Source organism: Fervidicoccus sp. SLHALR4 (assembly GCF_058692745.1).
Genome location: NZ_CP182483.1, coordinates 76,267 through 88,489, shown reverse-complemented (window position 1 = coordinate 88,489; position 12,223 = coordinate 76,267). Strand labels below are relative to the sequence as shown.

Sequence of the window (12,223 nt, the reverse complement as noted above, 5' to 3'; positions counted from 1 at the left end):
TCACCTCGAAGAGAGGATGGCGAGGAGCAAAGCAGCTCCCCAAATCGCAATGAGGAGAGCAAGGGCGTGCCTTCTGGAGAAGATGCAGAGGACTACAGAAGCTGTAGCGAGGAGAGCAGAGAAAATGAAGAGGGAGAGAAAAGGGGGAAACGGCGAGGCAGATGAAAGCATGCTCCACGCAAACCAAAGGGCGCCGCGGAGCGCTTCGGGAAGCGAAGATATGCTCAAGCCAATCCGCCTTTCTACTTAACGCTTGTCGAGAAAAAAGCTTTCTCTTCATCTGTTGCGAGGACGCGGACGGTGACCCTCTTCCTCCAGGTCTTCAGTATCCCCGAGCCGACGGGCGCGGCTGCGAGGAATCCAGCTTCGGCTTCGCTGAGCCTGTATATGTTCTTAACACCTTCAACTCCCTGCTGCTCCTGCCTCATGAGGAGGACGGTAGCTGACTGCTCGAGGATTGCCCTCCCCTGGGGGCTCCTTATCAAGTCCTCGGCCCTCTGCGAAATGTATATGAAGGCCGTGCCGTGCTTCCTCCCCCTCCTAGCTATGCTCTCGAAGAGGCTGAGGATGGATGGAGTTTCCATGAATAGCCAGGCCTCATCGACGAAGAGCACCGATCTCCTGGCCCTCGTGAAGAGCCTGCTGTGCATGTAGCTTGAGATGAGGGCTGAAATCAGGACCTTGAGCCTCCTGCTCCTGATCCCCTTGAGGCTGAACACTACGCTGCCGTTCAATGCTGGAGGATCCCCTCTGAAGATGCTCGAGTCCGGAGGCACCTCCGCACCCTGGAGGTACCTCGACAGCTCCCTGTCCCTGATTCCAGAGGAGAACTCAGCTAGGTCGCTGAAGAGCTCCCCCCTCATGAAGAGCTCCTTTCTGAGAACTCCAGCTAGGTGGTCGGGGATCCCATAAACTTCTCCAAGGATGTCAGCCACCTGGCCGAGCTCGAGAGCCCCGCTCCTCATCAGCTTCAGAGGATCCAGCCCGAGGGGATCCCCTTCCCTTATCTCAACGCTCCGCGCGCCAATTGAGCCCGCTATCCTCGCGTATTCCCCCTCTGGGTCTATTCCAACGTAAAGGATCTCTGGAAACGAGCTCCTCAGGCGCTTCAAGTAGAGCTTAGCGGTCATGCTCTTTCCAGAGCCGGTCGCTCCGAGGATGACGAAGTTCAGGTTGGGCTTCGACCAAAGATCCAGGAGGACCGGGGATCCTGTACCGCTCATTCCGAGAAACACCCCTCCGCTTTCGTGCAGCTCCTCGTCGATGAGGGGGAACAGAGCTTTCAAGCTTTCCAGATCTGCGTACCTCTTTTCTATGCAGAGTGCCCAGAAGCAGGGGGAGAGGCTGTAGAGCTCCGTTTGGATGGGGGGAGGCTCAGCATCCATTCCATATCCTCTCAGAAGGGATCGGATTCTCTTCTCCCTCGCGTTGAGAGACCTCAGGTCCTCTCCTGAAACTGTAAGCAGCACCTGGAACTCGAAAAGGGAGGATCCTCCCAATATCCTCGATGCCAGCTCGCTGAGGCGCTCCTCTTCAAACTCCTCCTCGCTCCCTCTTCCTGAGCTTTCCCTTCGCCTTCTCGCCCTCTCAACGAGGCCCACTGCTCTGGACCTCTCGACCTCCTTGAAGAGGATGGCGACTTCTCTTGCTTCTGCGAAGAATGTAAACAGGACCCCCTCGGGAAGCATTGAGGGGTATCTGTGGACTACGAGCACCCTCGCAAGGGATCCGTCTTCGAGCAGGAGGGTGAGCGGGTTGAGGAGCGCTTTCGCTTCTGGCCTGGAGGGCTTCTCGATCTTCTCGGCCCCGAAACGGAGGGGGATCCCTCCCACTTTCGCTTTAAGATAGAACTCGGTTTCGACGGCCCTCAGCCTGTAGTCGAAGTATCTTTCTTCCCTCTCGCTCCTCCTTACAAGAATGCCCCCCTCCCTCGCAGCTGCGAGTAGGGAGGCGAAGTCAGCGAGCGCGTAATCTCTCTCCTCATGTGGAAGTATGGCGAAGCTCACTCCCTGCAGCCTGTACCACTCCCACTCGATCGCTTTCCTCCTATCTTTCGAAGCTCCTCCTCTCATCCAACCCCCTTCAAAAAGAACAACTCAGTTAAAAAGCGGAGACAGAGCACGCGGCATCTTTTAACCGATCTCTGCATATTGGGGATGGAATTGAAGAGAAAGGGAATTTCGAACCTGGTAGCAAGCCTCGCAATGGGCATCGTGATCTTATCCATTGCTGCACCCGTTCTCGCGGAGCTCGCTGGGAGGAGCTCACAAGCGCAGAGCAGCGTAGCCCAGAGCCCTCCGATGATAAGCGTTTTCGCGTTCTCCTCGAACAGCAGCTACCAGGTCATAGTCTACAACTACGGCTCCACCAATGTGCCGAAAGCCTACATAATATACAACAGCAGCTCAGGCCCCTCCTCCTACGTGCTTGGAAGCATACCATCTGGTAGCTACATCGTGGCAGAGATCGAGGGATACCCGATCTCATATGCTGACAGCCTTGGAACCTCTGTCCCGATCAGCGTGGTGAACCAGGGTTGAAGAGGTGCATTGCAGAGGCAGCATCAATTCTCCTTCTGGCGCTGGCAGTAATTGCTTCCCTCCGCTACTTCATAGCTGTCCAGGAAACAGCGGCTGAGAAAGGCAGAGAAGCATCTCTTTACGGCAGCCTGCTGAGCGTTAAGAAGGGGGAGGCGATCCGTTTCTACATGAGAAGCGGCGACCTATGCATCAGCTCAAGCATCTCGGAAAGGGCTGTCATCGCAGTCCACAGCAGTTTGAGCTCTTCCGATAACTCTACTGCAGTCTTCGAAGCGGTGATTCCTTCGACTTCCTGCCTTTCTCTCAGAACATTTCTTGGGCCCGGAATTAATGTGGAAAGCGCAGATGTTCTTGTCCTCACAGAGAGCGGAAGCGCCTTCATCTGGAACAGCAGCTTGGGAGCTGAGGGGGTGAGGATCTCGTGAGGAGAGGGCAGTCAGAAGCGCTCGGAGCTCTGCTCCTTTCCATCCTCATTGCAATTGCTCTGCTCGCCCTCTCCTCGATGCTGAGGGCGGAGCGCAGCTACATCTCCAGCTACAACGAGATTGCATACACCCTCAGCATGAAGAGAGCCGAGGAGGTGAGGTTCTTCAGCAACAGCAGCGGGATATACGCTATGAGCACAATACCTACGGAGCTGATAGCAGAAGCCGTCTTCGCCAACGGAACTCTGTACTATGAGAGCTTCACGGCAACAGCCTTGCCCCAGCAGGCCTGGGTGAGCCTCAGCTTGCCGAACAGCGCGGCAGAATACCTCACATTATACAAGAACGCGAGCCTAGCAGTCTTGACTAAACGCGGCAACCTCTTCGTTTATTCGCCAATTGAACAGGCGAAGAGCTCTGCAACGATCGCCCTGAAGGGTCTGCTCCCGATGACCGGAAAGTTCAGCATATATTATGTAGGGAACAACACAAGGCTGCTCGCATCCTACAGCCTCACGCTGTCCGGATCATCCACTTACGATCCATCGAGCGGGACATGGAGCACCTCCATAACCGGAAGCTTCTCCATTGCTGGAGTCTGGATCCCCGTTGCCGTCCTCTACACAGGATCCCCCCGCATATATGAGAGCTGGGTGCCGAACTCCAACTCCTTCAACCTGACAATAGAGGGCTCCCAGGGGGGAAGATTTACCCTCCAGATGAAGGCAGACGGCTCAGCTATTGCAACATCATCATCTTCCCTCACTGCCTTCAAGAAGATGAAGATGATCCTCTTTCTCCCATCGCTGAACATGATGTCTGCCGCCGACACAACGATCTACAGGATGCCAGGAGGGGAGCTTTTAGCTGTTCTCACAGCATATCCCAGCACGAGCGGGAGCTTCCTCTCCATCGCTGCAAAGAACCTGCTGGATTCTTCTGTTACCTCAGTCAGCACGAACTCGTACTATACATACAACTCCGCAGTGAATCAGGGATGCTATTCCTACAGCTACGGTTCCGGATGCCACTGCTCCTCCAGCGACTTCATCTCCTCCTATGCCGATGTCTATCAGACGACTTACACTGCAGGCGTCAGCTTTTCAGGGGGCATCGACATCCTCCTGCTAGACACAGACACAATGGAGAGCACAGCGGTTTCAATATCACCATCCGCTCTCATAATCTCGGACCTTAGGGGAGACGGCTATCACCTGAACCTGGACCCCCCTTCCCTCCTCAAGATGGCATCTGGCTACACTGCACAGATCGAGACCCCGTCCTGGAGCTTCAACAGGGTCGATCAGATCGGCAGCAACCCTGTGGTTTCTTGGACAAATGTGACAAAAACGGTGAGCCTTCCAAATGGATACCCAATTTCTGTGAGCGGATACGTGTACATGAAGTTCTCGTATAGCTACGGAACGCCCTCTCCGGGAGGAGGCGGAAGCTCCTCACCTCCCCAGCCTTCTCCATCATCCATAGAGCTCTACTACATACAAGTCCCCATGCCCACATCTCCGCAACCGGAAAATGCCACGATCTACATATACGCAGAGTCGGCAGATCCTGCCACAGCACCCCAACTCAGGGCCCTCTACAGCATTTATAACGAGCAGGAGGCAAAATATGAAGTCCAGAACGCTACAGTCCAATTTTCTCCAGTAGACACCCCACTGGGAAGCCGCTACGGGGTCTCATTCGTCCTCAGCAGGGATGCTCGGAGGACGCTCGCAGTTCAGATATACCTCGGCTCGCAGCTGATTGGATGGAGCGTCTTCAAGAACAGCTCATCCAGCTGATTTTTAAAAATAACTCAAATGTGCAGAGTGAGGGCAAAGATAATGGATGAAATGGAGGGGAGAACTGTGCTTCTGCTGTGCCCCAGGGCTATCCTTTCGGCAGCAAAGCCGTAGGCGAGAGTGCCGAGATAGGCAGTGGCAACTTGAGAGGGGAAAGGGGGTCCTCCCAATCCTAGCATTATAGCGCTCATGTAAGGAGACAGAGCAGCAGTTGCGGCAACCACTAAGAGGATCTGGGAGAACTTCCTCATGTGCCTCTTTCCTTCGTAGATGAACTCGGCAAATATCTGGAATGTGCTTGGGTCTATATCTCCGATCGTCTTGAAGAAGGGTACCATGTCTGCGATATAATCGAAGATCCAGGGCCTCGCCCCCCGTCTCAGCTTCTCATCCCCTCTCATTATCTCATCAGATGTCAGGTTCCTCCAAACTCTTACTCTGTCAAGCATGTTTTCGACGACCTTCTCAACGGGGAAAGCGAAGGTAGCCTTAACTGTAAGGAGAAAAGAGGGGAAGGTCGAGAGGATTGAGAGGGTGCTGAAGACCAGGAGGTGAGATGAAAAATCTCCAGCTTTTCCCCATAAGAGCAAATCCAATAGTGGAACAAAGAGCAGAGCGGAGCCGAATGTACCCAATGCGTTCAGAAGCCTGCCGAGCTTCTCAGAAAATACTATCCTCATCGTCGGAGGATACTCTGGAACTGCTTTCACAGCCAGAGGGATCGCAGTGAGGAATACCAAGGCATAAGCGAGGCCGGATCTTCTCGATTCATAAGCAACACTTCCAAAGCTCTGGAGGTTCTGAAATCCTATCAGCAAGCTTGGGGCCATACCGAGGAGAACTATCATGAGCACAGAAAGCGTGATCCTGCTCTGAATGCTCTTCTCTATCTCAGCCTCAGCATCCTTCATCACCTCTCGTGCCCTCTCTTTGAGCATGATCGGAGCCGCCCCCGAGCTCAGAGATGCTATGTAATCGATCAGGATGCCTCTCGCCTTCTTCCCAGCCATCCTCAGGAGGAAGCGGAGCGACTCTCCCGTTCCTAAAAGCTCAGACAGCCTCACAAACCTCTCTCCGAGAACCCTAACCCCCTTCATGGATCTGCTGTTCGAAGAGAACTTCAGAGCTTCAGCCAGCTCGAGCCCTGTCTTCGAGACGGATGCTGAAGCAACAATGAGGAATGGAAGCTCTTCTTCCACCCTCTTCTTCAAATCCGAATAAGTCGCTACCCTCTTCGCTATCTTCCAAATGGATGGTAGCAATGGAGCCGAGGCCAGCAGCGGGGCGAAAGGCGCATCGATCCTCAAGAGGAAAAATACCAGAGCAAGAAGCCCAGATATCATCGCAGTTGCGAATGCTTCCCTCACCTCTCTCCCCGCTTTCCTGTACTCCTCTATTCCTGCTGCAGTAAGGGCCACTGCATGCTTGTACTTTTCCTCAATCTCAGAGAGGAGACCCAGAGTACCCACCCCCTTCCTCCTCCGCAACTGAGCCCTCCAGCCTCCCCATCAGCTCGCTGAACCTCACCGATTTCGAGAGGAGCTCTTCTGCAGATGCAGCTGCACCGTTGCCTCTCCTCCAGAGCTCTCTGGCTTCAACCCTTCCGTCCTCGTGGCTGTAGATCAGCTCCGAGAGGGACTTCAGCTGCCTTCTCGGAGCATCGCCGTATCCCATCACAGCCACATAGTGGAACATCCCAACCTGGGAGGGGGAGAGTTCGATCGGTGGGGCCATCAGCCTCCCGATTACCTCTTCAGGAGAAGAGGCGTGGAAGGATGTGAGGGCCCCGAGCCCGGCCGTCATAGCCTGGGCGAGAACCTGCGCTTCCTTCCCCCTCGTCTCTCCTACAACTATGAGCCTAGTCCCGGAGGATCTGAGGCTGGCCTTGGCGAGGTCGAAGAGATCGACCTTCACAGCTCCAAGCTCAAAAGTTGTGTACCTGCTCCAGGGCGCCCCTGGAGGGGGATCTATCTCTCCCGTATCCTCTATAACCACAACCTTCCAGGTTCTGGGGACTAGATAGTGGAGAATGCTTCTCATCAGTGTGGTCTTCCCCGAGCCCGGAGGGCCCGCGATGATGAGGGACCCCCTTGCGAGCAGCACCTTTTTGAAGAATTCAGCAACTCCCCTTTGCAGTACTCCAGCTTCAACTTGCTGCTCTATGCTTGGGGGAGAATGCATCCTCTTCCTCACAACTATTTCCGGCCTCAGTTGAGAGATCGTTGGGAATACCAAGTGGACCCTGTGACCGCCGTCTCTCTTGGGGAGCTGAGCATCTACGATAGGATTGCTTGTGCTTATGAAGGTCCCGCACTTCGTTGCAATTAACTGCTGCAGCCTGACGACATCTTCATCACTTTCAAAGGAGATGTTAGTCTGCACGAAGTCCTGCTGCGGCCTGTTGGATTCAACTATGAAGTGCCTTATCCAGACGCTGCCGGCCCCCTCAATGCTTATATCTGTTATGAAGGGGTCATCCAGGAGCACCTGAACTTTTCCGTATCCAAGGACGCTGTTCAGAACGTAGAGAGCCTTCGCCACGTCTTCCCTGGGGATTTCCAGAACCGATGCCAGGACGTCTCCAACATCATTCCCCTTCTTCAGAAGGAGAACAACATCGTCGAGCATTCTTTCGATTTTTCCGGTCAATTCTTTCAGGTCCTCAAAAGGAGAAGCACAGTAAAAATACTCTCCATCCTTCTCCTGTATTGAAACCCTGTAGGCTCCTATGCTGTAGTAGGCTATTGCCTTTGATGAAGCTCTGCAACTCTCAAACAGCTTAACGCTTCCTTGAGAGAGCTCCTCTGTTACTCTTCGGGTTGGGGCCTTCCTGCGACCAGCTTTCCAGAATTCAAGCATCAATTGCCCAAGCCCCATAAGAAAAGGGGGAACATATAAAAAACATCATTCTTTGGGAACGAGCTCCTTTAAGGAGCTGAGTATTTCTCTCTCCATCAGCATGTGGCTTTCGAAGTGGTTGTTTGGATCGGCTGCAAGTGTATAAACCCAGTATATTAAGAAGAAGCCGCCGAAGAGAATGGTGAGGATCACGTAGAGGAAGGTGCTCCTCTCAGGGACTGTCCGGAACTCTTCAGCCCTCCGCGTAAAAGTGGGGATCTTCTCCCTCAGCTCATCGAAGAGGTCGCTCATAAGCAGCTTCTCCTTCTCCGAATGCTTGTAGAAGTCCTTGTTCAAGTAGTGATACACATAGAATATGTAGAATGGTATAAGAGTGAGGATGGTGTCGAGCACAGCGTTCTTCTCTCCGGAGCTCGCTTCTTTCAGCTCATTCAGCCTCGACTTCATTGAAAAGGCTCTCTTGAACTTCAAGACATCCGCTATTTCTACAACGGTCTCGTAAAATGATAGGGATCTGGCGAAGTGCTCGTTCCTCCTGCTGATCCACTTGTATATCACGTAGAAGTTTATCAAGACTCCAGCAAGCGATATTGCGGCTCCTATCGTTAAGAGCGGGGCTCCAGCGTGGTGGGCGGAAAAGCTCAGCGCAACCCCAAGCAAAGCTATGAAAGCTCCCGCTGCAGTCAATATCGCAGGAGTGAATGGAAGAATTATGGGCATTTTATAATCTCTCGTCTTCGCTTCTTCGCTCAAGGACTCGGCCTTTTTGAGAAGAGAGTTCAATTTCTCTCCTTCAGACGACAAATTTTTCCACCATTTAATAATTTAAAAAAATATTATATAAGCTATTTCCCTGCCGCTATCCTCCCATGGCAGAGATCCACTGCATCTGCCCAGAAGAGGAGTCCTGGACTAGGACGCTCACCTGCTTAACGGTTGAACCGGAAGCTGGGCTGACCGTGAAGACAAACAGCTGATCAGACTTCGCGCCAATGGTGGAGGGAACAGTGGGGCTCAGGCCAGAGAGATCCCTCGCATATTTGACAGTTCCATCTCCTAGCACTACTGTTATGTTTTGAACAGTGAGCTGGTTCGGCAGGCTGTTCCTTACATCGAGGGAAATTATGTACTGCCCGCCCGTTCCAACTTCTGATGAATAGGTCGCGGTTGCCATATCTAGGCTTGTCAGCCTGGACTGCTGCGAAGAGATCCACCCCCTCAGTGCGAAGACCGCAACTACAGCAATCAACAGCATTGCCATCACGGCAACAATTTCGCTAATGCCTCTCTTTCTCCTCCTATTGAAACTCGCTCCGCTCGACATTTCTTCCTCCCAATAGGAAGAACCGCTTAAAAGCTGTTGCAATTAAGCTTAGGAGCCCTGAATTCCGCTGTTTGCACGAAGAGGCAGAGAAAAGAACATTAGAGGGAGACCGCAAAGGAAAAGCTGCATGGCTTCACTGAGCATTGGTGCTGGAAATTGCTGGCAGAAGTCCACGAGATGATAACCAGAAAAGTTGCCAAGATAATAGGCCTTCAGCAGAGAGAGATGGAAACTATGCTGAAGGCTGTGAGCTCTCCGGAGCAGAATGCCCCTCAAGGGGTATCTCTCAGAAGAAGGCTTTCCTACAGAAGGTTCTACTCACCAGTATGGATTTTGAACGCAGCGCTGGAGGCGAGGAAGCTATACGTTAAAAACAGGAAAGAGGAGGCCATGGCTGTCCTTGGGCTCGCCATATATTTTTCCCAGGAGCTCATCTCAGGGGGGTACGGGATATTCCGTTCGAGAAATAAGGAATTTTCTCCCAGAGAAGCGGAGGCACTCATCTCGGAGAAGAGCATCAAGGAATGCGTTGAGAGCTTCAAGCCGTCGCTGAGCTACATCCAGAGAGAGATCGCAAAGTGGACGGGGAAGAGGAAAGATGAGAGGGAGAAGATCGGGGCAGCGGCATGTCTGACTTCCACGCTCATAATGACGGCCCTATATCCGGGTCCAGCGAAAATCGCTGAGATCGGAAGGGAGTGCAAGAAGCTGAAGGAAGATGCCGAAAAAAGCAAAACGGCGAGGAAGTACAATGCATGGATAAACGCAGCCGCACTGGCAACTGTCCTCTCCTTAGTAGCCCTTTCCTACTTCAGCGCAGTTCTCGCTGTTGTTGCTCTTATGGCTGGGGCATCTATCCTCGCTATCCTCCTCTCTAAGAAGAAAAACTACATTAAAAAGTCTCTGTCGAAGAAAGGGGAGTGCTCATCATATGACGAGAAGGCTGCAGACTTTCTTCTCTATCCATAGCTTTCAGTGCATTTGCTCTTTCCTCAGTCTCAATCGACTTCAACTGCTCCTGCCAAAATGACATTAAAAACAACAACTTCTCAGACAAGCTCTTCACAGAGCACTTCTCAATCAGTTGCAACAGAAAGACTCGCCTTTTAAGGCGGGGATTGAAGCTCATAAGCTATAATTAATGCATGCGGGAGGCAAACCTCAAGCAAAATTGAATAACCAGTACTATGCCTCCAGCATGAAGTTTTGAGGCCTTCTGAGGCCGATAGTTGTAAGCCTTATGGCTCATCAGGCTCAATCTCCCTCTCGAGTTCATCGGGAGCGTATCATTGCCCTCTCTCCCTTTCATGGTAACCCCTCCCAGAGCCCTCATCTGCATCTTCTGCCGCGCGGTGATCGAGAAGATGATCCCTCTGTGGAAGATGCTTGGACTCCTCTGCTTTCCACCCCCAAACCGCAGACTGCATCGATCGCTTCAACCATGATTCATTATATTATGAGAATTTTGAAAAAATTTCTTGAATATATAAAAAAGCTCTCTCATCATTTCCTGCTGACAATGAAGCTCCGGAAGAGCTCCTCGAACATTTCCCCGCTTACCCGCGTCCTGCCTCCAGCCTCTATCATCGCATTAGATGGATTCCTCTCAGGATAGATCCCTCCGAGCTCTCCCGAGAGCCTCTTCTCAAACGAAGGGACGAGGGGGTTGGAGTAGAAGACTCCAACTGGTATTCTACTTCCCCACTCAGAGGCCTTCTCCATGGCCTTGATGAGCTTCTCTTCAGCCTCGCTATGGTCCCTCACATAGGGATCCCAGCTCTCCCCAGCTCCCAGCTTGTATATGGCCTTCCTGTAGAACTCGGCGGTGTAAATATCATTGAAGGTCACACACGGCTGCAGCACATCTATGAACGCAGCACCCTCATGCTTAGCCGCTTCCTTGATCAGCTCTTTCAGGTGGTTTCCATCGAAAGCGTATCCCCTCGCCACGAAGGTGTACCCGGATGCGAGGGCGAGCATGATCGGGTTCAGGGGGCTCTGAATGTTAGGAGCCGCGAGCGCTTTGGTCCTCGCATTCAGCTGAAGGGTCGGGGATGCCTGCCCCTTCGTGAGCCCGTATACCCCGTTGTTGTGCATCATGACCACAATGTCCAGGTTCCTCCTTCCTAGGGCTACGAAGTGGCCTGCCCCAATGCCAAGAAGATCTCCGTCTCCTCCATTGACGAAGACGTTCAGCTCCGGCCTTGCGAGCTTAATCCCCATGGCAAATGGTATGGCCCTCCCATGCAGCGTGTGCACTCCATTCGCGTTTATGAAGTGGGCAATTTTCCCCGAGCACCCTATTCCGGAAACTATCACGGTTCTGTTTGGATCCGCCTTCATTTCCTCGAGGGCCTTCGTGAGCGCGGCAAGTATGCCGAAGTTCCCGCATCCAGGGCACCAGTCTATCCATATGCCCGTCCTGTAGCTTAACTCAGGCGCCATCTCTGAGAACCACCTCTCTCGCTCTTCCTGAAGCGATCTTCTCCAGAGCATCAGAAAATTCGTTCAGCATCATAGGCCTCCCCGTGTACTTGATTATCTTGCTTCCAGCCCCCCTTCCGAGCTCCATGGACATGAGCGACGAGATGCTGGCAGTATAGCTGTGCTCAGCAGCTATTATCCTCTCGCTCGGGATATCCGAAAGGATCCGCATCACCTCCTTCTTCGGGAATGGCCAAAGCATCTTCACATTGACATATGAAAACCTGAGACCAAGCTTTTTCTCCATTCTCTCAGAAGCTTCGACCGCTACTCCCTTCACTGAGCCCCATCCAATTATCAGAAAGTCCGGATCCCTATGACCCTCGAGAACTACCTTCTTTTCAGCAGGTATCTCTTCCTCGATCAGCCTCATCTTCTCCATCCTCTTCCTGTACATAAGTATTCTGTTCTCAGGGTCCTCTGTGATGTGCCCGTATTCATCGTGCTCATCTCCGGTGTACCACATAACCGCGTTTCCCTGCCCTATGAAGGCCCTCGGAGAGATCGCTGAAGACAGGTCGAACCTCTTGTAGGGAACATCGCCTCCCGAGTAGATCTTTCCCCTCTCTATCCTGAAATCCTCAAAGTTAGGAAGCCGGATCACAGCTGTGGAATTTGCCAGGAACTTGTCCAGGAGGTGGATGACGGGGACCTGGTACTTCTCGGCTATGTTGAATGCTTCTGCTGCGTCTGCGATGGCTTCCTCGTGATCGCCGGAGGATATCACTACCCTGGGGAATTCGCCGTGGCCTGAGAATATTGCAGCCATGAGATCAGACTGTGACCGTT

At 52.7% G+C, this 12,223-nt stretch carries 12 protein-coding genes and 1 pseudogene; 4 read left to right on the top strand and 9 right to left on the bottom strand.

All coding sequences use genetic code 11. The annotated features are described in order from the left end of the window. Both ACLGLO_RS00475 and ACLGLO_RS00470 read right to left on the bottom strand, forming a co-directional pair. Positions 1-228: a hypothetical protein gene (locus ACLGLO_RS00475; protein ID WP_492128462.1), complete on the bottom strand. Its 228-nt coding sequence runs from the start codon at positions 226-228 to the stop codon at positions 1-3. Positions 229-242: 14 nt separating this feature from the next. Next, positions 243-2,072: a VirB4 family type IV secretion system protein gene (locus tag ACLGLO_RS00470; RefSeq protein WP_492128461.1), complete on the bottom strand. Its 1,830-nt coding sequence runs from the start codon at positions 2,070-2,072 to the stop codon at positions 243-245. Between the two features lie 78 nt (positions 2,073-2,150). On the opposite strand from ACLGLO_RS00470, the gene ACLGLO_RS00465 reads away from it, so the two are divergent. Genes ACLGLO_RS00465 through ACLGLO_RS00455 form a run of 3 tightly spaced genes read left to right on the top strand, consistent with a single transcriptional unit; the run spans position 2,151 to position 4,767 of the window. Further along, complete coding sequence (locus ACLGLO_RS00465) at positions 2,151-2,540, top strand: hypothetical protein (RefSeq protein ID WP_492128460.1); 390 nt, start codon at positions 2,151-2,153, stop codon at positions 2,538-2,540. Continuing rightward, on the top strand, positions 2,537-2,965 hold the full coding sequence (locus tag ACLGLO_RS00460) for a hypothetical protein (RefSeq protein ID WP_492128459.1): 429 nt from the start codon (positions 2,537-2,539) through the stop codon (positions 2,963-2,965). The genes ACLGLO_RS00465 and ACLGLO_RS00460 overlap by 4 nt, the downstream gene beginning before the upstream one ends. Continuing rightward, a complete protein-coding gene (locus ACLGLO_RS00455; RefSeq protein ID WP_492128458.1) occupies positions 2,962-4,767 on the top strand; it encodes a hypothetical protein in 1,806 nt (601 codons plus the stop codon). Before ACLGLO_RS00460 ends, ACLGLO_RS00455 begins: the two co-directional genes overlap by 4 nt. A gap of 14 nt (positions 4,768-4,781) precedes the next feature. Here the strand turns inward: ACLGLO_RS00455 and ACLGLO_RS00450 are convergent, their stop codons facing one another. From ACLGLO_RS00450 to ACLGLO_RS00435, 4 genes are read right to left on the bottom strand one after another with little or no spacing between them, the layout of a single operon-like run. Next, positions 4,782-6,236, bottom strand: coding sequence for a hypothetical protein (locus tag ACLGLO_RS00450; protein ID WP_492128457.1), 1,455 nt, complete (start codon positions 6,234-6,236; stop codon positions 4,782-4,784). Then, entirely contained in the window at positions 6,211-7,626 is a 1,416-nt protein-coding gene (locus tag ACLGLO_RS00445) for a type II/IV secretion system ATPase subunit (protein WP_492129184.1), read from the bottom strand. The genes ACLGLO_RS00450 and ACLGLO_RS00445 overlap by 26 nt, the downstream gene beginning before the upstream one ends. Positions 7,627-7,671: 45 nt before the next feature. Next, on the bottom strand, positions 7,672-8,430 hold the full coding sequence (locus ACLGLO_RS00440; RefSeq protein ID WP_492128456.1) for a DUF4234 domain-containing protein: 759 nt from the start codon (positions 8,428-8,430) through the stop codon (positions 7,672-7,674). 55 nt (positions 8,431-8,485) lie between these two features. Next, complete coding sequence (locus tag ACLGLO_RS00435; RefSeq protein WP_492128455.1) at positions 8,486-8,950, bottom strand: archaellin/type IV pilin N-terminal domain-containing protein; 465 nt, start codon at positions 8,948-8,950, stop codon at positions 8,486-8,488. A gap of 156 nt (positions 8,951-9,106) precedes the next feature. Between ACLGLO_RS00435 and ACLGLO_RS00430 the strand changes: the two genes are divergently transcribed. Further along, positions 9,107-9,919 carry a hypothetical protein gene (locus tag ACLGLO_RS00430; protein WP_492128454.1) on the top strand — a complete coding sequence of 271 codons (813 nt, stop codon included), beginning with the start codon at positions 9,107-9,109 and terminating at the stop codon, positions 9,917-9,919. 534 nt (positions 9,920-10,453) lie between these two features. On the opposite strand, the gene ACLGLO_RS00425 is transcribed toward ACLGLO_RS00430, so the two are convergent. The 3 genes and pseudogenes from ACLGLO_RS00425 to ACLGLO_RS00415 form a co-directional block, all read right to left on the bottom strand. Beyond that, a complete protein-coding gene (locus tag ACLGLO_RS00425; protein WP_492128453.1) occupies positions 10,454-11,395 on the bottom strand; it encodes a 2-oxoacid:ferredoxin oxidoreductase subunit beta in 942 nt (313 codons plus the stop codon). Further along, on the bottom strand, positions 11,385-11,807 hold the full coding sequence (locus ACLGLO_RS00420; protein ID WP_492129183.1) for a hypothetical protein: 423 nt from the start codon (positions 11,805-11,807) through the stop codon (positions 11,385-11,387). The genes ACLGLO_RS00425 and ACLGLO_RS00420 overlap by 11 nt, the downstream gene beginning before the upstream one ends. 27 nt (positions 11,808-11,834) lie before the next feature. After that, positions 11,835-12,206: pseudogene (locus ACLGLO_RS00415) on the bottom strand (2-oxoacid:ferredoxin oxidoreductase subunit alpha); the annotation flags it as partial. Positions 12,207-12,223 lie beyond the last annotated feature (17 nt).